This window comes from Pseudomonas sp. KU26590, assembly GCF_026153515.1.
Lineage (GTDB): Bacteria > Pseudomonadota > Gammaproteobacteria > Pseudomonadales > Pseudomonadaceae > Aquipseudomonas.
Map to the genome: position 1 here is coordinate 6,055,899 of NZ_CP110644.1, position 21,260 is coordinate 6,077,158.

Annotated in this window: 13 protein-coding genes and 1 pseudogene; 2 read left to right on the plus strand and 12 right to left on the minus strand. The window is 61.4% G+C overall.

The annotated features are described in order from the left end of the window. Both OKW98_RS26875 and msbA read right to left on the minus strand, forming a co-directional pair. Positions 1-897 (minus strand): GNAT family N-acetyltransferase, encoded by an 897-nt coding sequence (locus OKW98_RS26875; RefSeq protein WP_265387390.1) that lies wholly within the window; start codon positions 895-897, stop codon positions 1-3. Continuing rightward, the gene (gene msbA, locus OKW98_RS26880) at positions 891-2,711 is read right to left on the minus strand and encodes a lipid A export permease/ATP-binding protein MsbA (protein WP_265387391.1); all 1,821 of its coding nucleotides are present in this window, start codon (positions 2,709-2,711) and stop codon (positions 891-893) included. Before msbA ends, OKW98_RS26875 begins: the two co-directional genes overlap by 7 nt. Positions 2,712-2,832: 121 nt before the next feature. On the opposite strand from msbA, the gene OKW98_RS26885 reads away from it, so the two are divergent. After that, positions 2,833-3,501 (plus strand): toluene tolerance protein, encoded by a 669-nt coding sequence (locus OKW98_RS26885; RefSeq protein ID WP_265387392.1) that lies wholly within the window; start codon positions 2,833-2,835, stop codon positions 3,499-3,501. Here OKW98_RS26885 and OKW98_RS26890 read toward each other — a convergent pair. The 3 genes and pseudogenes from OKW98_RS26890 to OKW98_RS26900 all read right to left on the minus strand — a co-directional run bounded on the left by OKW98_RS26890 (position 3,488) and on the right by OKW98_RS26900 (position 7,640). Then, positions 3,488-4,948: a hypothetical protein gene (locus tag OKW98_RS26890; protein WP_265387393.1), complete on the minus strand. Its 1,461-nt coding sequence runs from the start codon at positions 4,946-4,948 to the stop codon at positions 3,488-3,490. The genes OKW98_RS26885 and OKW98_RS26890 overlap by 14 nt on opposite strands. A gap of 37 nt (positions 4,949-4,985) precedes the next feature. Next, a complete protein-coding gene (locus OKW98_RS26895) occupies positions 4,986-5,894 on the minus strand; it encodes a glycosyltransferase family 2 protein (RefSeq protein WP_265387394.1) in 909 nt (302 codons plus the stop codon). Next, positions 5,887-7,640, minus strand: a pseudogene (locus tag OKW98_RS26900) (carbamoyltransferase). The gene OKW98_RS26895 and the pseudogene OKW98_RS26900 overlap by 8 nt, the downstream one beginning before the upstream one ends. A 435-nt stretch (positions 7,641-8,075) precedes the next feature. On the opposite strand from OKW98_RS26900, the gene OKW98_RS26905 reads away from it, so the two are divergent. Continuing rightward, positions 8,076-14,120, plus strand: a complete 6,045-nt coding sequence (locus OKW98_RS26905; RefSeq protein WP_265387395.1) for a membrane-targeted effector domain-containing toxin — start codon at positions 8,076-8,078, stop codon at positions 14,118-14,120. Between the two features lie 4 nt (positions 14,121-14,124). Here the strand turns inward: OKW98_RS26905 and OKW98_RS26910 are convergent, their stop codons facing one another. From OKW98_RS26910 to waaF, 7 genes are all read right to left on the minus strand, one after another. Then, positions 14,125-15,576 (minus strand): lipopolysaccharide kinase InaA family protein, encoded by a 1,452-nt coding sequence (locus tag OKW98_RS26910; RefSeq protein ID WP_265387396.1) that lies wholly within the window; start codon positions 15,574-15,576, stop codon positions 14,125-14,127. A 103-nt stretch (positions 15,577-15,679) separates the two neighbouring features. Beyond that, entirely contained in the window at positions 15,680-16,435 is a 756-nt protein-coding gene (locus tag OKW98_RS26915) for a lipopolysaccharide kinase InaA family protein (RefSeq protein ID WP_265387397.1), read from the minus strand. Continuing rightward, complete coding sequence (locus OKW98_RS26920) at positions 16,432-17,166, minus strand: lipopolysaccharide kinase InaA family protein (RefSeq protein ID WP_265387398.1); 735 nt, start codon at positions 17,164-17,166, stop codon at positions 16,432-16,434. Before OKW98_RS26920 ends, OKW98_RS26915 begins: the two co-directional genes overlap by 4 nt. Then, positions 17,166-17,972 carry a lipopolysaccharide core heptose(I) kinase RfaP gene (gene rfaP, locus OKW98_RS26925; RefSeq protein ID WP_265387399.1) on the minus strand — a complete coding sequence of 269 codons (807 nt, stop codon included), beginning with the start codon at positions 17,970-17,972 and terminating at the stop codon, positions 17,166-17,168. The genes OKW98_RS26920 and rfaP overlap by 1 nt, the downstream gene beginning before the upstream one ends. Beyond that, on the minus strand, positions 17,969-19,093 hold the full coding sequence (locus OKW98_RS26930; RefSeq protein ID WP_265387400.1) for a glycosyltransferase family 4 protein: 1,125 nt from the start codon (positions 19,091-19,093) through the stop codon (positions 17,969-17,971). Before OKW98_RS26930 ends, rfaP begins: the two co-directional genes overlap by 4 nt. Further along, entirely contained in the window at positions 19,093-20,157 is a 1,065-nt protein-coding gene (gene waaC / locus OKW98_RS26935) for a lipopolysaccharide heptosyltransferase I (protein ID WP_265387401.1), read from the minus strand. Before waaC ends, OKW98_RS26930 begins: the two co-directional genes overlap by 1 nt. A 1-nt stretch (position 20,158) precedes the next feature. Beyond that, the gene (gene waaF / locus OKW98_RS26940) at positions 20,159-21,193 is read right to left on the minus strand and encodes a lipopolysaccharide heptosyltransferase II (RefSeq protein ID WP_265387402.1); all 1,035 of its coding nucleotides are present in this window, start codon (positions 21,191-21,193) and stop codon (positions 20,159-20,161) included. Positions 21,194-21,260: the final 67 nt, after the last annotated feature.

Below are 21,260 nucleotides of genomic sequence, written 5' to 3' on the forward strand. Positions count from 1 at the left end.
TCATCCAACCTTGTAGACAGGCACCGTCTGGCACCAGCGGTCTTTGTATTCGCGATCAGAGCGGCCGAAGGAATAGCGCAATGGCTTGTTCAGCGCCCTCGCGTCAGCCCAGGCGTTCTGGGTGTTGACGAAGCTCAGCACGCTGCCGGCGCTCAGCGCCTGATGGGCTGGATCGACACCGCCGTTGATGTATTCGACCGACACCCACTGTGGCGACTCGACCCTGTACAGCACCTGAGCGGCAATAGGCTTGCCCTCCAGAAGGATCATCGAGCCGGTCATGAACTCTCGCATCAGCTCGAACACCTTGGCCAGGTGATCCTTGCCCGGCACGTCGAAGCCCCAGCGGGCATGAAACAGGCCTGAATAAATGCGGGCTTGTTCCTCGGACGTGAAGTCCAGCATCGGCTGCAGGACCCCGCCCGCCTCCTCAAGCAAACGCTGCTCGCGGCGCTGGTTGTAGCGGAATTTCTTGGAATAGTCCTCGGGCGCACGGGCGATCGCCAGGCTTTCGGCTTGCGGCTTGAGCGTGTCGATCTGGCCGGCGTTCAACTCCGACACATAGCTCATGCGCTGGCGCACCGGCACCTTCACGCCGGGCGCTATCGGCAGGATGATTTCCGCGTTACCCAGATCGAAGACCCGCCGATCACGCTGCTTGAGCACTTTCTTGGCCAGCGCCAGATCCCGGTCCCAGCAGGCAACCGCAGCGACAACGTTGTCGTCTTGCAGCCACCCCAGGTAACGCACCGGAATATCCGCAAGCCCGGCCAGACGCTCGATCACTTGCGGGTGTGTCGCAACGCTGCCGCCGAACTGCTGCCACGCGGTGGCGTAGGTCGTTGCATCGATCGGGGTCCAGCCTCGCTCACGCCATGCGCGCAAGTGACTCAGCATGCATCGACTGCCCGGTCGATTTCGGCAGGCTCGGTTTCTTCGAACTGCTTGGCGTGCAGGCGCGTGTAGTAACCGTTTTTCCCGAGCAACTCGTCATGGGAGCCGCGCTCAACGATACGGCCTTCGTCCATCACCAGAATGACATCGGCTTTTTCGATGGTGGTCAGGCGGTGGGCGATCACCAGCGTGGTACGGCCCTGCATGACTTTTTCCAGTGCCTTCTGGATGTGGCGCTCGGATTCGGTATCCAGCGCCGAAGTCGCTTCGTCGAGAATCAGCAGCGGCGCGTTTTTCAGCAGCGCGCGAGCAATTGCCAAGCGCTGACGCTGGCCGCCGGACAGCAGCACGCCATTCTCGCCGACGAGGGTCTGGTACTGCTGAGGCAACTTGTCGATGAACTCGTCGGAGTAGGCATCGGCCGAGGCCTTCTTGATTTCTTCCAGCGGCACACCTGCCAGATCGCCATACGCGATGTTGTTGGCGATGGTGTCGTTGAACAGCGTGACGTTCTGATTCACCAGCGCAATCTGGCGGCGCAGGCTGCGCAGGGTGTAGTCCTGAGTCTCGACGCCATCAAGGAGGATCTGGCCCTGCAGGTGATCATAGAAACGCGGAATCAGGCTGGCCAAGGTGGATTTGCCGCTGCCGGAGCGGCCCACCAGCGCGACCATCTGGCCGGCTTCGGCGACAAAACTTACGTCGTCCAGCACGCGTTTTTCCGTGCCCGGGTAGGTGAACGTGAGGTTCTTGACCTCCAGACGGCCCGAAACCTTGTCGCGCTCCAGGGTCCCCAGGTCCTGCTCGGGCGGCTCGTCCAGCTGTTCGAAAATGCTTTCAGCACCGGCGACGCCTTTCTGGATGGTGGAGCTGACTTCGGACAACTGACGGATCGGCTTGGGCAGCAGGCCGGCCATGGTGATGTAGGCCACCAGATCGCCGGCCGAGGAATCGCCGCGCAAATAAAGGACAAGGAACATCACAACGGCCATGCCGCTGTAGGTCACCAATTGCAGCATCGGGGTGTAAACCGCGCCGGTCTTGGTCATCGCCAGCTGCTTTTTGGTGTTGCTGCGGCTGGCCTTTTCGAAGCGGTCCTGTTCGTAATCTTCACCGCCGAAGCTGCGGACCACGCGATAGCCGTGAATGGTTTCGGAGGCCACGTGGGTGACGTCGCCCATGGCCACCTGAATCTTCTTGCTCTGCTTGCGAAACTTCTTGCTGGTGCTGTTCACCATGACGGCGATGAGCGGCAATATCGCCAGCATCACCAGGGTCAGTCTCCAGTTCATCCACAGCAGCGCGCCGAACAGAAAGATGACCGTCATGCCTTCGCGAATCACGACCTTGATCGCATCCGTGGCAGCGCCGGTGACCATGGTCACGTTGAAGGTAATGCGCGAGATCAGGTGCCCGGAGTTGCTGTTGTCGAAAAAGCGATTGGGCAGCGTGAGCAATTTGTTGAACAGCACGACACGCAAGTCATGCACCAGCCCGAGGGAGACGCGGGCCAGGAAGAAGTTGCCCAGATACGAGCCGGCGCCTTGCCACGCCGCGATCAGCACGATCATCAGCGGCACCGCCTGCAGCAATTGCAGGTGGCCAATATAAGGGTTGCCGGGGAACAGGCTGGCTTCGGGATTGGACAGGCCATCCACGAAGTATTTGAGGATGTAGGCGAGCATCGGCTGGGTGGAAGCAAAGATAAGAAAGCCGACAATGCTCAAGCAGAAAAGGCCTATATACGGCCGCACATAGGTCAACAGACGAAAGTAAATCGCCAGGGTCGTTTTAGCTTGAGGATCAGGACTGCTCATGGGAATCCGCACGAAAAAATTAGGCGGGCATGGTAGCACAACCCATATTTGTCGACTCCTGCTGCGACCCAAGGCGGGCCGACTCGGGTACCATGCCGCATTTGTTCAGGTAAGTATGTCGATGCAGTCAATGGAACACAGCGCCTATCTGGCCTTGCGAGAAAATGCCACCGTGCTCGAAGCGGACGGATCAGGGGACAAGGTTCTGTTGCTTGAAGACGGCACCATTCTCAAACTGTTCCGCCGCAAGCGCCTGATCAGCTCGGCCTTGCTGTTTCCTTACGCGCAACGCTTCGCCGACAACATCGACGCCCTCAAAAAGCGCGCCATTCCCTGCCCCGATGTCATCGCCACCTACCGAATTGCCAGCATCAGCCGCGACGGCGTGCGCTACACACCGCTGCCCGGATTGACCATCCGCCAGGTGCTGAAAGAGCGCGGTGACAGCACGCCGCTGCACGCTGAAATAGGCGCATTTATCGCGAGTTTGCACCAGAAGGGCGTGTATTTCCGCTCACTGCATCTGGGCAACGTTGTGCTCACGCCGGCCGATGAACTTGGATTGATCGACATCGCGGACCTGCGCTGCCAGAAACTGGCGTTGAGTGACAGCAAGCGCTTGCGCAACTTCGCCCACTTGTTACGTTACGAACAGGACAAGCAGTGGCTGCTTGGCAGTGATCAGGGAGCGGCGTTTTTGCAGGGCTACGCCCAGGGCTTGCCGACTGACAGGCGGTCCAGAATGACCGAGCGCCTGCACCTGCTGCTGACCGCCCCTATCGACCGATAGCCAGAATGGTTGCGCCCTTGCGATTGGTAAAGTGCGCCAAAACCTTGAAATGGTGTGCTTCAAGCCACTCGACGAGCCATGGCTCGTTCTCTTTGGCGTCGATAAGGAAGTATTGATACTCGTCCGCGTGCTGCGGGGACATCGCTTGCTCACGCGTCAACCCCGGAATCACATAACCTCGGCCGGCGTAATAACTGATGCGCCCGTCTTCAAAGAAGGCAGGGGCGCTCGGCTCGACATGGGTCGACATCCAGCGACCTGCCTCCACGTAATGGGTCTTGCCAGCACCGGTCGTTATCACGTTTGACAGCATCACGAGCAGCGCTACGACAACAAGCGCCTTGCCAACGCGCGGGAACTGTCCAACAAACGACGCCAACCCCATTGCCATTAACGGCACAAAAAGCAAACTCAGAAAGCTCATGTAGCGGCTGTTCATGAACTGCTCTTTGACATAGAACAGCACCAGCACGATCAGGTACAACAGCGCCGCCCAGGCAAACGGCCGGTAATCGCGCCAGTACGTACCCAGCACGCCCCAGTTGCGACGTAGCACGAAGGGCAACGCGAAAGGCCCCATCAGCTTGACGAACGTGATCATCATGGAGGCCAGGATGCCAAAGAAAATGATGCGTCCCGCTTCGTCTTGCGAGTACTTGTTGATCAGGGAATTGGCGAACTGGTTCGACAGCAGATCAAAGGAGGCCAGGACAGTGTGGGGATTAAGCATGTTCAGATAGATCATCAGGCGTCCGGACAGGAACGCGCCTGAGACCGCGACCGCGATAAAGCCCAGAACCGGCAGCAGTGCAAACTGAAACACCTGTTTGCGGCGGGTCGCATCCCGTAACCCCGGTAACTGCCAGAGCGCCAATGCGGGCATCAGCAGCAGCGCCTCAAGCCGGAACAGCATGGCGCAGATGATCGCCAGATGAATTAAGGCGGCGCGCAGCCAGCCACCACGGGCATGCCAACGCAGTGCAAGCCAGATCGCAAGCGTGCAGAAGAACCAGAAACCGCATTCACGAATGATGTCGTTGCGAAACGAATTGACGGCTGGCATCGCCAGCATCACCAGACAGGCCCAAGGTGCAAGCTCTGGTGAGCGCTGACGAACACAGTCAACCATCAACGCGCTGACGCCGGCAAAGAAAAGGCCACACCAGAGGTACGCGCTCATTTCCAGAGGCAGGTGCAGCACGATGTGGGTCCCGGCCAGCAAGAGGGAGAACCAGGGCCAGTCAAAGGATTGCCAGGCCGCTTGAGCGCCGTGGTCGATGACTCGCTGCGCGGTATCGATGTACAGGGCGGCGTCACGCCCAACTGTTGCAGTGCCCAGAATGGCAATCAACGAAAGCAGCAGACTGCCCCAGAAAGCCAGCCGGACCGGATTTTCACGAACCCATCCAGAGACCTGGGTGCCGGTTTTAACAACTGCCGCTTTCATGACCTTCCCTCAACCACATGCGCAAAACTGAAACCGGTTATCGAAACAACGAACGCAGAGCTTTGCGTGTGTATGACCAGCGCGCGAACGTGCGCCAGTGCGCCTTCAACGCCATCAAATAAAACTTCCTGGCCAGTGTGTACTCGCCGTGGGAATAACAATCACGAAACAATGAGAGGCAACGCTGCGCCATGAATGCCTGGCGCAGGTCATGAAACTCAACGGGCATGCGCTGGGCCGAGAACACCTCGCACACCACTTGCACCGTGCCGGCCGCAAGGCTCTGGCGCAAGTCATGACGCATGCTGTCGGAGTGCTTGTAAATGAACGCCAGCGGCTGATCCAGCACCGTGCAAGGAAAGCGCCCCAGGACCTGAGCGAAGACAGGAAGATCTTCGACATTACGCAGACGCTCAGGATAATTACCCGGCGCAAACACGTCGCGGTGCATGGCACAGGCACCGTTTGAAATGGAGAGGGTCTTGTCCAGCAAGTAGCCTTTGACTCTCTGTCGTGCAGTCGCCGGTAGCGGCTTGGCTGCCTGCAAACTGCGTCGGCCATCGGCGAAAACCGACCAGTGCGCACCAATCACTAAATGAGTGTCGGGATGGCGTGCGATATGACTGGCGAGCCCCGCCAGTGCGCCCGGCGCCATTTCATCGTCTGCGTCAAGAAACACGAGGTATCGACCTGTGGTTTCCTCTATGCCGCGATTGCGCACTGATGACAAGCCACCGTTGGGCTTGTGCAGCACCCGAAAGCGCCCGGGGTTCTCAGCCGAAAGCCTCGCGAGCACCTCTGATGTACCGTCGGTTGAACCGTCATCTATCACCAACAGATCAGCAGCAGCGTCATGGATTTGCGCCAATACCGATTTCACTGCGCGACGCAGGGAATGGGCATAGTTGTATGCGGGAATCACAACGCTGATCAGTGTTTCAGTCAAGTCCAGACCCTTCCACGCCGTCTTTGACCACCAGGATGTCTTCCATGATCAGGTACTCCAGATCGGAGCCGAAGAACATGTTCAGCGCATCGGTAGGCGAGCAGATCATCGGCTCGCCGCGACGGTTGAGCGAAGTATTGAGCGAGACGCCATTGCCGGTCAGGTCTTCGAGCGCCTTCATCATGTCGTAGTAACGCGGGTTGTACTCGCGCTTGAGCACCTGGGCGCGGGAGGTACCGTCTTCGTGGACGACTTCCGGCACGCGGGTTTTCCACTCTTCCGCCACTTCGAACGTGAAGGTCATGAACGGCGCCGGGTGATCGATCTTGATCATCTGCGGGGCGACGGTGTCGAGCATCGACGGGCAGAAAGGCCTCCAGCGCTCGCGGAACTTGATCTGATGGTTGATCCGATCGGCCACGCCGGCAATGCTCGGGCAGCCGATGATCGAACGACCACCGAGGGCACGAGGACCAAATTCCATGCGGCCCTGGAACCAGGCCACCGGGTTGCCCGCGACCATGATTTTGGCGATGCGCTCGGGGTATTGTCGATCTGGCGCCAGGCCGGCTTGCTCGGGTGACGGGCGCAGGCGGCGATCACGTCTTCGTTGCTGTAGGACGGGCCGAGGTAGACGTGCTCCATCTTCTCGACCGGCACGCCACGGGCGTGGGAGACGTAGGCGGCGGCGCCGACGGCAGTGCCGGCATCACCCGACGCGGGCTGAACGAACAGCTCTTTAACGTCAGGGCGCGCGATGATTTTCTGGTTCAGTTTGACGTTCAGCGCACAGCCGCCGGCGAAGGCGAGCTTGCCGGTTTCCTTGAGGATGTCACCCAGATAGTGGTCGATCATCTGCAGCGACAGCTTCTCGAACAGCGCCTGCATGCTGGCGGCGTAGTGGATGTAGGGCTCGTCGGCGATGTCGCCTTCGCGCTTGGGACCCAGCCACTCGATCAGTTTTGGCGAGAAGTAGAAGCCTTTGCCCTTCTCTTTGTAGCGACGCAGGCCGATCACGTTGGCGTATTCGGTGTTGATCACCAATTCGCCGTTTTCGAACGTGGCCAGGCGCGAGAAATCGTACTTGGTCGCGTCACCGTAGGGCGCCATGCCCATGACCTTGAACTCGCCGTCGAGCATCTCGAAGCCGAGGAATTCGGTGATCGCGCCATACAGGCCGCCGAGGGAATCCGGATCGAAGAATTCCTTGATCTTGTGGATCTTGCCGTTTTCGCCATAGCCGAAGAACGTGGTGGCGTACTCACCCTTGCCGTCGATCCCGAGAATCGCGGTTTTCTCCTGGAACCCGGAGCAGTGGTAGGCGCTGGAGGCGTGGGCCAAGTGGTGCTCGACGGGCTCGATCTTGATCTTTTTCGGATCGAAACCCAGTTGCTCCAGGCACCAGACGATCTTGTTGCGATAGCGCTTGTAGCGGCGGTTGCCCATCAGAATCGCGTCGAGTGCGCGGTCCGGTGCATACCAGTAGCGTTTGGCGTAGTGCCAGCGCGCTTCGCCGAACAGGCTGATGGGCGCGAAGGGAATGGCGACGACGTCGACATCGGAAGGCTTGATGCCCGCTTGTTCGAGGCAGAACTTCGCTGATTCATAGGGCATGCGGTTCTTGGCATGCTTGTCGCGAACGAAACGCTCTTCTTCGGCCGCAGCAACCAGCTTGCCGTCGATGTACAGGGCTGCGGAAGGATCATGGCTAAGGGCGCCGGACAGGCCAAGGATCGTCAATGCCACTAGGGTCTAGCCTCTTAAGTCTGCATGCAGGCATCACGCGCCTGACAAATAAGGTGTGTCTGGCGCCACGGCGGCAGACAGCTAAAGGGCGGGATTATAGCGTAATGGCTCTGGAAGTGGTCGCGGGGAATGAAGTGCAGCGCGATGCGTGTGCAGGACCGGCTTTAGCCGGGAAGAGGCCAGTGTGAGCGCCACCGGTTTTGTGACATGGCACCTGACGCCTTCCCGGCTGAAGCCGGTCCCACATGTTGGCGTTCCAACAGCCCCCCTGGATGCACGCAGTCCTACACGTTCGCTCATCATCCCGTGCGTTAACTATGTAGCACCACGCGCCCCGGCGCTCTGATTGATTGATCGCTCGACGAATCATCGGGCTTCTCGCCCGGCTCTTGCGCAACCTTATTGCGCGCGGAGATCAATCAGGAATGCTGCACCATGGAAACATTTTCACTCAACCCGCCTGCGCTGGATCGGCTGACAACGCTCGCCGCTGTTCTCGACGCCGAATGCCAGCAGCTGGACCCAAAGAATCTCACTGACGCATCACCCGGCCTCCCGCCCCTGGAGCAGGCAACGCCTCTGCACTCGGCCATCGAGCGCTTTTGGGCGCAGGCCAGTGCGCGTGATATTTCACGCCGCGAGCTGTTCGTGACCTGCCTCGAACTGACCCTGCGCGATGACCTGCTGCTGAACATCGAAGAAGGTGAACTGCACCGCGACTATTCCCGCTGCCTGCCGGGCATGGAGGCGCGGGAGCACGTGGTGTTCCGCGCACTTGAGCTCCAACTCGATACAACGCGTCGCATCGAATTCGCCGGCGCGATCGTTGCGACCGCCCAGCCGGGGCAGACCCTGCTCTGGTTGCCCGGACAAGGCGTTGAGGGCTTCGTGTCGAACGAGGCATTGCAGCAAGCACTCGCCCGTCGCATCAATCACCCACTCCTGCGCCTGCCCCTCCTGCGCCTGATGCACAACAGCACACGCCAAGCCTGGCTCGAGACCGCTTCGGACGGCGATGTGTTCCTGGAACCCCACCTGCCGTCGGAGTTTGAACTGACGCCGATCAAGGGATCGCCCTACGACCATGCCTTTGATCGCCTGCTGGACAAGCAGCGTGTGGACATCGACGCGCTGTTCGAGACCGCCCACAGCCTGTCGCCTCAGGACCTGCGGGCCAGACTTGAAGACCTGCTCCACCAGCCGAAAGGCTGGGGCCCCGACGGCGCCATTGCGGCGGCAGAAGATCGCCGCGCCCACCGCGAGCAACGCCGCGCACGCCCCGACTGGCTGGAAATGGCCAGCACCGAACAACGTGAGCGTTACGCCTCGGGCCTCATGAATTACGAGCGCGCGCGCAGCGCATTGATGAGCGTCATGGACGGCGCCGCGTCCCCGCAACAGTTCGCGCGAAGCCGTCTGCGCGCGCGACTGGCCAATGATCCGGGCATTGACCTCGACCCGGACGAGGTCCTGATCAGCACCCAACGAACACAGCCCATCACCGGTGAAACCTTCACCGTCAGCCGAACGCTGACGCACCTGGCGCTGTACGGCCTGCACCCCGGCGACACAGCGCCAGGTTCGCCCTTCCAGACCCACAGTCGAATCACCTACAACGGCCTGCCGCTTGAGCCTGAGTACAGCGACCTGACCCCGGCCTACCTAGCCGACGTCATCAACGAGCAAGACCTGCGAAGCCGATTCGGACCTGCCCAGCGCCAAGCGCTCGGCTCGCCAACCACCCAGCGCCTGATGAGCGAAGCGATGCATCATCAGCTCATCGCACAAGCCCGCGGGGCAGAGTTGCAAGGCCACATTCAACCCTCGGACCTGGCCCTCATCGAGTCACTGAATCCGGACAGCGTCGCCCCGAGAAACCCGGCCGTTAGCGTTCAACAGATCAAGCTAAATGAGCATGACACCCTGAGCAGCGTGCTGCTGTTGCGCAAAGTTGATGCCTCTGGTCAGTCGGACGGCTTGCTGATGTTCACCCCGGACAGCCCGCGCGCCCGGCATTTCCAACGCTTCGACAACGAACGTCAGTTGCTCGGCGAGCTGGTGAGCTGGAGCCGGTCCCACGACATGAACCCGTTCCTGCTGGAACAGGTCACCGCGGACAGAAGGGACGCCCTGAAAGATCAACTGCATGATTTAAGCGAAAAGCCGGCGCCTGCCCAGGGCTGGATCAGCTACGCAACCCTCCCCGATTACAACAGCGGTCTGCGTACGCTGGTGTCGGCGCGCGTTGAGGTGATGCTCTCCGAGCAACGGCTGCACACACCGGACTGGTTCCTGCGGGCATCCGCCGAACAGCGTCAGAAAATGGTGGCGCTGGAGGATGCGATCATGGCGGCGGGTGAAATCTACCAAGCCACTCCACACACCCAGGTGACCGACTTCAACACCTACGTTCATCGGACCGCCAGCCGCAAGATCAATGCGCTGCTGGGCCTGCCACCCGAAACGGTGGACCCTGACCGCATCATCATTCAGACGCCCCGCGAAACCCTGTCCTACACCCAGATGCTGCGCGACGGTTACGACGACACGCTTGGCCTGCTCAACGCGTCTGCCGATACCACCGCCACCTTCAGCGGCCCCCAGGGCGTCGACCTCACGCCACTGAGCCCGGAAAAAGTGGCCGGCTCGGTTCGCGGTCAGTGGCTGGCCGATCAGTACATCGAGATGATTCGTGGACAACTGCTGGCGCCTGCAAGCGAGGGGTACGACTGGCGCCGTCAACAGAGCCTGCTGCTGACACAGCTGCAAATGCGCGCCGACGCCTTGCGCAGTTTCCTCGAAGGCCACATCGACGCCTCGCAACTGAGCTGGCTCACCATTTCTATCCTCAACATGCATCACAGCAGCCCGGCGGAGCGCCTGCGCTATCCGGTCTATCCCCTGCAATTGAACGTGGACGTCATGGTTATCGCCTCCCGTGCAGAGATTATTCACGGCTGCTTCCTGCTCGCGCCGCCTGACGCGAGCTCGCTGGAACAGGTTCTGTTGTACACGCCGCAGGCGCCGGACGGTCGTCTCTTCCGCCCGCTCACCACGTTCAGCAACACACTGCTGGGCGCAGGCATGGGCGATTACTACCTCAGCCGCGCCCGCTTGAAGGCCGGGATGCCGCTGGCATTTGCCCTGGCTGAACTGAAGAAAGGCGGTGGTCGCAAACCGGCGCTGCCGAACCAGCCGTTCAGCAACCTGTATGACGTGTGCTTCAACCAAGTGATCGAGCGCAAGATCCAGGATGTCGCGGACACCCGGACCGGTCGCGCAGACATGCTCTGCCGACAGGTCTGGAGCAGTCTGGAGCTGATCGCGACGGCAGTGACGTTACCCTTCCCGCCCGCCAGCTTTGCCGTCGGCATGATCATCGCGAGCGCTGATGGTTATCGCGCGCTGCAAGCCTTGGACGAGCGTGATCACGCCACCGCCAGCTTCTACGTGCTCAGCGCCTGGTTGAACACGGCGGGCGCTGCGGGCGATCTGCACTCGGGAATCAAAGGGCTGGGCGGCGTGATGAGGGACCTGACCGGACAAAAAGCCGCCGGCAGGTACGCCCGCTCGGTTACCCATGCCACCGATGAGACGCTGCAGCCAGTCGCCGTAGAGAACGAACTCTTCTGGGCTGCGCCTCAACCTGCCAACCGCCATGTCCCGCTGTACCGGACCCGAGCGTTGATCCCGGAAACGCTTCAGCCCACCGGCCGCTACGCGCAAACCGATGTCACCGGCATATGGAGGGCATTGCAGCAGGACACCGCGCCAGTGCGGGTCGGGGATACCCCTGCCCAACCGCTGCATGCCGTGGGTGTGTCTCTGACAGACGCCCTCCCCTTGACCCGCCCGCATGGGCAAGGGGTCAGCGTTGTTCGTGGCAACTTTTACATTGCCATGCAAGGCCAGACCTACCAGGTCCAGTACGACGTCCGGCTGGCCGCCTGGCAGATTGTTGACCCGCGCAACCCGTTTGCATTTTTCGGCCGGCAAACCGTGCGCCTCAACAGCCAGGGGCAGTGGCAACTGCTTGAGACTGCCAGGTTGCGCGGCGGCGTTCTCCCGCCGTTCAGCCGTCTGGACGAAACCCCGGCAGGTCCCGCCACAGCAGTGGGCGACGTGAGCGATTACGAAATGCCGGAATCGCTGCAACCCTACGTCTTCGGCATCGTCAGCCCAAGGCAGGCTGAGCACTTTGAAGGAGGCCCGTTCGGTCTGCATGAGTTTTTCGACGACATTTTCCAGGGCGGTCGTTCGACCTACCAGACCTTGCGCCAGAATCTCTACCGCGATGCCAAGGCATTCTTCGAGCAGCCGCCCCTCCCGAGCAAACCCGACTTGCCGTTGCTGGAAGATGGCGTGACGCCGCAGGCGTTCTTCGAGGCCGCACTGGAGAAGTCCAGCGGTCTGGTGATTGGCGAAGCACCGACGTCCATCGCCAGCAAGCAGCTGCTGATCGACAACATGCCGTTGCTGGCAGAGCACAAGGTCGAGGTGTTGTACATCGAGCATCTGCAGACCGACCAGCACACGCACAAGCTGCAGAAATACAGAGCGCTCGGCGGCAAGACGCGCAGCGGCTCCCACATGATCAAGCACTATCTGGATACCGTGAACGAGGGCGCGCTCAAGAATGGCAGCGACAGGTACGACTATTACCACCTGATCAAAGCGGCCCACCGGCACGGCATCGATGTTCGGCCGTTCAGTTCCTCGGTCAGTTATGACTACGCCGGGAACGAAGTAGCCTCCGCTGCCGGTGACGTCCTCGCGCCGCAAAAGATGGCGGTGTTCTTCGGCAACAAGGTCATCAGTGGCGACCTGCAGACGCACCCTGGCCGACGCTGGATCGCGCTGCTCGACCACCGGACCGCCAACACCTGGCAGCAACAGCCCGGCATCAGTGAACTGCAAGGCGTACTCAGCCTGCGCGTCGAAGACGTGCCGTCGGGCACGCCGATCCAGATCTCCGTCGACAGCGATGCCGTCATCAGCAGCGCTGCGTCGCGTGCGGATTTCAAGGCACAGATTGGCAACCCGAACATCGACAATGTGGCCGGCGCGTCGTCGCCTGTCAGTCCATCCGATACCTCGCTGGACGATGCACTGTATGGCTTGCTTGAACGACGCTCGCCCATGGCATGGGGCCTTGACCCTAACCGCCGCGCTATCGTTTCCCATCGCAGGAGCGAGGTGAACCCTTACACCGGTGACCACGGTTTTGAATGGAATCCGGCCGGCTACTGGACCCGCGCCGATGGCGCCATCTGGAGCAACGACTACCCGCTGGGCGCCATTCAGCAGTCACTGATCGACAACCGCTATCAAATGCCTGCCGAGATGCAGAGCACCTTTCATGACCTCGCCCACTTCCGTCACAGAGGCCTTAACCCTGACTACTTCTTCGTAGAAAGTCATCTGGTGGAGGTGCGTGAGAGGTTCTTTGGACTGGCGAGCACGCTGCAGAAGGACGCGCGCTCGGTGCTCACGCTCGCCTTGCCTGAGCGGGTAATGTTGCCTGAGGTGAAGACCGACACGCCGTTGAGCATGTTCATCGAAGAGTTGTACGAAAACACCTCGGGCGTGGTCATTGGCGAATCCCATTCGGCCCTCGCCAGCAAGCGTTTCATTCTCGACAACATGGAGCATCTGGTGCGCCAGGACGTGAAGACGCTGTACATGGAACACCTGCTGACCGATCTCCATCAGGCCGACCTGGACCGCTTCGCCGAAACCGGGCTGATGAGCAAACGTCTGCTGCATGACCTCAAGCGCATGGACAAAACATTTCGGACCGACCCGACAGGGGTCTACTCATTCGAAAGGCTGGTGGTCCAGGCCAAGCGGCATGGCATTGAAATCCGCGCTATCGATTGCGCCGCCGGTTACTTCATCCGCCATCTGCCGACCCACTCCAATACCACGCGCCAGCAGGTGTTCAGCTATTTTGCGTCCCGCACGATCCACAAGCATCAGCAAGTGATGGGCCCCCACAAGTGGATGGCGCTGGTGGGGGAAACCCATGCCAACACCTTCAAAAACAGCGTGCCAGGCATCGCCGAGCTTGAACAGGGGATTGGCGTGCGGGTGATGGACGTGGCGCAGGGCAAAGGCCGCGGCATCATGATGGACCCTGGCGAGCAGGTTCCTGCGGGGGTGGGTCACGAGGCGGCGCTGGTGAAGAATGACTTCCTCGTGGAGATCGAACTGCCCAAGCACCCTCAAATCGCCGCTCCGGTAAGCGGCAGATTGCACAGTCCGGGCATGTTCCTGCTCGACGAGTCCGATCCCTTGCGGCCGACGATCGTGCATCGCTCCAGGGACCGCACCCTCAAGCACACGCCGGTGCAGTTCAATACCGCTGGCAAAGCCTACATCGAGCGCGAGTCATGGCCGCAGGTTCATCGCCAGCCGTTCGACAACGTGCAGGCACTGATTGACGCACTGGTAGAGATGAACCTCAAACACGCGAACTGACGGGTCAGTCCGGCGTTTTTGAAACCGTTGGAATGCGCTGCTCCAGCACTTGGTGCAGCGCGCTGTCCGCCGGCCAGTTGCGCATGAAGCGCGCGCGATCCTTGGCGAATGCCGTCGCGAACGAACTCTGGGAGCCGTGCTGGCACATGGCGTCCAGATCAATGAGCGACCAGCGATCGATGTGCCAGAACACGTTGTGGCCTTTGAGATCGCCGTGGCTGATGCGCTCGCGGATCAACTGCGCAAACAATAGGTCCAGCGCCTGCAACTCAGCTTCCGGCGCATCGCCCGAGACCACGTAGGGCGCAAAGCGCTCGATGATGTCGGGCCCTGGCAGGAACTCGGTCACCAGATACGCCTCGCGGCGCAGCCATAAAAAGCGTTTTTCCAGCAGCGCCAGCGGTGTAGGCGTTGCGATGCCGAGGAAACGTAGACGATTGCCTTCCCGCCAGGAGTGCCAGGCACGGGACGGTCGCCAGAAACGCTTGAGCCAGTGCGCCAGGTTCTTGATGTTGTAACGCTTGATCACCAGTTCGCGGCCGGCGACGTCTACCTTGGCGACGCTGGCCGCACCACCGGTCTTGTACAAATGACCGCCATCGACCAGTGCGTCCGCCTTCTCCAGCACGGGCAGCATCGCCGCAACTTCCTCGCGACGAATCGCGCGCAGTGCAAACGCCCCGTCCTCGACGCTGAACAGGCTGCACTCACGGCCGATTTTGATCAGGTAATCCCGCAAGCGCCAACTGCGCACCTTGTCGATCTGCTTTTGCAGCGCTTCGACCGGCAAGCCATGCTCGCCGTTGCTCAGCAGGTAATAGACCAGTAATTCTTCGGTGAACGGCTCAAGGGACTTGGGCAACTGGGCGAAAAACACGCCGAGGTTTTCCAGCACCTTCTGCCGGGACAACGGTTTGCCCGCCTCTTCGACACGAATGCCCGCGCCATCTATCAAATACAGCGTGGAACCCTGACGCAGCAGGTTGTCGAGGTGCAAGTCTTCCTGCCACAGGCCTTTGGCGTGCATCTGGCCCACGGCGGCCAAGGCATCGCCGAGCACCGACTGTTGTTCATCGGCCAGCGGTGGCAGGCTCTCTACCGATTTCCAGGCATCGCCCAGGCTTTGGGCCTGATCCAGAAACTCGAACAGCAACCAGCCGCCCTCGCCCTCTTGCAGCCCGTCGACCAACAGCAACGGCGTCGGCAAGCCTTGCTTCGCCAGTGCCTGCACGCCGTCCCGCTCACGCTGGAAATGCCGAGGGGCTTTCGGACCGACCAGCAGCTTCGCCAGGACCGTGCGCCCGCGCCAGATACCGGCGCCGACGTAGCGTTGCCCCGGCAGAACGCGCAGCAGGCTGAGCAATTGCAGCTCGGCAGAACCGGCCGCATCCTCCAGCGCAATGCTCATCGGCAGCGCCGGGGTGCGACCGGCGTTTTTCAGTTCAGACAAACGCATCGGCGCCCTCTTTGATCAGGCCAGATCGCAGATCTGACAGGCAGTAAATGTGCTACAGGTTTGCGCAGGACGGTGATTAATCAAGCGCGGCAAAACAATTTGCCTACCGATCCCGGCGCTTGTGGCTGCCGCGTTTGGCGACACGCTGCCACCAGGCGTCGACCAGTCCGCTGTCGGTCGGGGCGTGCAGGTACGCGGCGAGCAGTTCGCGGATTTCCGTTTCGTTCCAGACCGGTGCGCGGCGCAGCAAAGGCTCAATGTCTTTGACTCGGTCGCGCTGGCCGAAGATCGACTTGCGTGTCTTCTCAAGGTCGATCAGCTGCGCCATATACTCGCCGCCCCGCGCCCGCATGAAAATATGCTTGGGGTAGAAGCAGCCATGCACCTGACCGGCCTTGTGCAGCGTGCGCGCCAGTTGCCCGCACGCCTGCAGAATCGCCAGACGCTCGGTGGCCGGCCGCTCTTGCCAGTCCTGCAACAGCGTGTCCAGATCGGTCCAGCCATCCAGCGCACGGGTCATCAGAATCGCTCGACGCTCGCCGTCGACCTTTCTGTCCGCGTAGAACACCGCATGCAGCGCCGGAATGCCCAGCTTCTGATACAGACTGATGTTACGAAACTCACGGGAGAACGACGGCTCGCCAAACGGGTGATGCAGGGTGTACGTCAGGTAATTGCTCTGGCGCTTGAGGTAATAGCCGGAGCCTTCCAGCTCCAGGCGAAACACACTGCTCCAGCCGCCGCGACCGGTGTTGGGCTCATCCACCGCGTCAAGCTCTACGTTCCACAACGCATCGAAGTCCGCCAGACCGTGCCGCTCGAGCAGCCCCCGGTCGGCGTCAGCAATGAAAACAGTCATTCACGACCCTCAAAAAAACTGACGATGTGGCGGATGCGCTTTTTGTCAGAATCATTCAAGCGTTCGCGCCCACGGTATTGCAGATAAAAACGCAGGCGCTGAGTGGCCGACAGGTGATATTTCGCGACTTTGTCCAGACACGCGAGGTCTTTGGTGATCCGGTAGCGCAGCATGAAGCTGACCCAGAACGCGCCGTTGGGGCAGTCGATCAGGAACACCGTCGACTGATCGTCCACCAGCAAGTTGCGCCACTTCAGATCGTTATGGGTGAAGTGATGGTCGTGCATGGTTCGGGTGTAGCGCGCGACCTGCTGGCTGACGCTGTTGACCCATGAACGGCTGTCCAGGCGCGTGTCGTTGGCCCGCGCCAGTTCGGACAAGTCTTCGGTGCGTGGCAGCTCGCGGGTGATCAGCGCGCCGCGATCATACGCAGCGCCGTTGCGCTCCAGGCCCCAGGCGACGACTTCTGCCGTCGGGATGCCCCACTTGGCGAAGCGCTTGAGGTTCTGCCATTCGGACTTGACCCGGGGCCGTCCCAGATACCGGCGCAAACCTTTGCCCGCTGCGACGTAGCGCTTGACGTAGTAGTTCACGCCACCGCGTTCGACGCGGATGACTTCGGACAACGGATCCCGGGTCAGCCGCTCGCCTTTGAGGGCGAACACGGCGTCGAGGGTGCCGAAATCCTCCGTCAGCGCGACGTAGCCAGGTTCCAGCTTCCAGCCCGCCATCAGAGCGCGTCCCCGTAGCGCAGTTTGCGCTGATAGAGTTTCTCGGCCTTGCCTTCGAGCCAGCTCAACAGCGCCGACTCCTGGGCAAGGATCTGCCGCAGCGGCCGCTGGAAATAGCCCTTGAGAAACCGCAGTTTGTCGCGCCGGGTCAGGCCGATGTCCATCGCCGAGAAATACAGCGCGGCCAGGTCCTTGTTGCGCCAGCGCTGAGTAATCGCCGGGCGCGTCTGGGCGCGGTGCAGGTCGATCACTGAAAGCCTGAAATCATCAGGCGTCACCGGCGTGTCGGTGTGCAGCAGAAAATGACAGATGTAGCAGTCGCGGTGATTGACCCCGGCGCGGTGCATCATCCCGACCAGCCGCGCGACTTCGGCGATGTACGCGCGCTTCATGCGCGGCTCGGGCGGCTCGGTGCGCCAGTTGAGGCTGACGTCTTCCAGGCTCTCGGTCGGCGCCAGCTCTTCGGTGATGATGAACGAGTGCTGCATGGCCGGATTGCTGCCGCGCTCGCCGTACGCCACGGCAGTCATGGTCGGCACGCCAACCTCATGCAGACGGTTGACCGCATCCCACTCCTGACCCGCGCCGAGCACCGGCAACTTGGCGGTCAGCAGGTTCTTCGCCACTTCACCCCAGCCGATGCCGCGATGGATCTTGACGAAATAACCGCGCCCGTCGACCTCGGTGCGCAACGTGCGTCGGTTCTCGAGCTCGCGATAGACCTGGCCTTCCAGCGCCTCGACGGCCTGGAACGCATCGCGCCCTGCCCAGCGGCTCTTGAAGGGTTCAGCAAGGATCAATTTCATCCGTGGTGCTCCGCCAGAATCACATCCGCAGCGTGCTGCGGCATGCTGTAAAGATCAGCCGTGTCGGCGAATGTCAGCCCGTTGCGGCTCCAGGTACTGCGCGCGGCGTCGTCCTTGAGGATGCGGGCCAGATACTGATTGAGCTGGCTCTGTTCGAACGGCTCATCGAGCACCAGACCGCTGTCGGCTTCGGCGATGTAATGGGCGTACCCGCACACCGCGCTGACCAGCACCGGGAGCCCTGCCACCAGCGCTTCAAGCAGCACGGTGCCGGTGTTTTCGTTGTACGCCGGATGAATCAACAGGTCGGCGCCCAACAGGAAACGCGGGATGTCGCTGCGCCCCTTCATGAATGTGACGTGATCGCCCAGGCCCAGCGTCGTGCTTTGCAGCTGGAATACCTTGGGGTCGTCCTGACCGATTACAAACAGCCGCGTGCGTTTTTTCAATTCAGCAGGCAGCGCCGCCAGTGCCTTGAGGCTGCGGTCGACGCCCTTGGTCTTGAAGCCGGAGCCGATCTGCACGAGCAGCAGGTCATCGTCGGCCAGCTTGAACTCGCGCCGAAATTCGGCGCGAATTTCGGCGGCATTCGACGGCGCGCGGCGGTCCTGAGAGATCCCCGGCGGCAACAGATGAAAGCGCGCAAGCGGCGTGTCGTAATGTTTGATGAACAACGGCTGCTGCACTTCGGAGATCATCAGCACTTCGGTCTTCGCGTCTTTGGCGAACACCGCGCGTTCATACTCGGCGAAGTGACGGTAGCGGCCCCAGTATTTGTACAGGCCGTGGCGCAGGTTCTGCGCTTTGTCTTCGTAGCAGCCATCGGCGGCGTAATACACGTCCAGGCCGGGCATTTTGTTGAAGCCGATCAGCCGGTCCACAGGACGCTTGGCCAGGTCGGCATTCATCCAGTCGGTGAGCTTTTCGTTGCGGCGGTGATTGAAGATCGCCTTGACCGGCGCCACCAGCACTTCGAAGCCGGGCGGCACGTCACCCTCCCAGATCAGCGTGTAGACACGGATTTTATGGCCGCGCTGCTGACACTCCAAGGCGATGCGCATGAAGTCGCGCTGCAGGCCACCGAAGGGGAAGTATTTATAAAGCACGAATGCCAGTTGCATCAGGGATGTTCCTTTGCCAGCAATAGCGCGCCTAACTGGTTCGCTACCCGCTCGGGATTCAGGCGAGTGAAGCACATGGGCCACTCGCGTTCGGTATCGACCTGACGCTGATCTTCAGGCGTCGGTCGATAGGTGCATTTCTTTTGCAGGCACGGCGCGCAGGTCGGGTATTGCGCCGCCAGATGAACCTGCGACCGGCCGTAGGCGCCGGTCAGGCCCGGATTGGTCGGGCCGAACAGCGACAGCGTCGGTACGTCCAGCGCGGCAGCCAGATGGCCGAGACCGGTGTCCACCGCGACGCAACCCTGGGCGCTCGCCAGTACGCGAGCAACGCCCGCCAGATTGAGTTTGGGCAACACGACGGCATTATCAAGGCCATCGGCAATGCGCTCGGCCCGCGCCTTCTCGGCCGGGTTACCCCACGGCAGGCGCACTTCCAGCCCCTGACCGATCATGCGTTCGGCCAATTGTCGCCAATAAAGCTCGGGCCAGTGTTTGGTGTCCCACGTGGTGCCGTGCAAAAACAGCACGAACGGCGCGTCATGGGTGGCGGTGAGCAGGCGGCTGCGATCAAGGCCGTAATCACCCAGTCCAGCAGGCACCTGGTAACCCAGCGCCTGGCCGAACAACTGACGCAAGCGCTCAACCGCATGCTGGCCGCGGGCAACGGCGTAGGGGCGATCGTAGAAACGGGCGGCCAGGGGCTCGCGCGCAGAGGTCTTGTCCAGCCCGGCGATGGGCGCTTTGACGTAGCGGGTGAGCCAGGCACTTTTCAGCAGGCCCTGGGCGTCGATCACCAGATCGTAGCGGGTGTCGCGCAGGCGCTGTTTGAACTGGCGCCATTCGCCGTTTTTGAGGGTCTGCCAGAGGTTCTTGCGCCAGCGACGAATCGCCACCGGAATCACGTTGGCGACCGCCGGATGCCAGGTCGGGATCTCGGCGAAGCCCTCTTCCACCACCCAGTCGAACTGGATGCCCGGCAGCGCGCCCATGGCATCGGTCAGCGCGGGCAAGGTGTGGATCACGTCACCCAGTGACGAAGTTTTGATCAGCAGTACCCGCAAGTCAGGCAACCTCGACCGGGGCGGCGCCAATACGGCCGAGGGCCTGGATCACCGAATCCGGCTCCAGCAGGCGCAGGCAGTTGTAATGACCGAAGCGGCAGGTGCGCTCGAAGCACGGGCTGCACTCGATGCCGAGCCGGACGATCTCGACTTCATCGGCCAGCGGCGGGGTGAAGCCCGGCGAGGTCGAGCCGTACACCGCCACCAGCGGGCGATTCAGCGCGGCGGCCACGTGCATCAGACCGGAATCGTTGGAGACCACGGCGTCCGCGCAGGACAGCAGGTCAATGGCTTCGGCCAGTGACGTATCGCCACTGAGGTTCATGGATTCTTCGCGCAGGCCCGGAATCAGCCGCTCGCGAATGCTTTCACCCACTGCATGATCGTTCTTCGAGCCGAACAGCCAGACCTGCCAGCCTTCACGAATCTTCGCTTCGGCGACCTTGGCGTAGTGCTCCGAAGGCCAGCGCTTGGATTCACCGAACTCGGCGCCCGGGCACAGCGCGAGCACCGGCCGGTCAAGGCTCAGGCCGAACTTGGCCAACGCCGCGTCACGGCTGGCGGTCTCGATTTGCAGGCTGGGCTTGGGATAAGGGCGCGGCAGCTCGGCGTTTTTGTCGTAGGCCAGCGCCATGAAGCGTTCGATCATCAGCGGGTAACGCTGTTTGTCGAGGGTGCGCACGTCATTGAGCAGGCCATAGCGAAATTCGCCACGCCAGCCGGTGCGTTTGGGAATGCCGGCGAAGAACGGCACCAGCGCCGACTTCAGCGAGTTGGGCAGCAGCATCGCCTGATCGTACTGGCCCTTGAGGGACTTGCCGATGCGCCGGCGCGTGGCCAGCTCCAGCGCGCCGTGGCCGAGCGGGAAGCTCAAGGCCGTGCGCACTTCGGGCATGCGCTCGAGGATCGGCCGGCTCCACTCGGGCGCCAGCACATCGATTTCGCACTGCGGGTGACGCTGCTTCAGGCACTGGAACAACGTCTGCGCCATCACCATGTCACCGACCCAGCTGGGCCCTACGATCAGAATTCTCATGCTCATCCAAAAACGACCAGAAACGATCAGGGAGGCCCATCAGACTGCGTGAAGTTTGCACACGCCG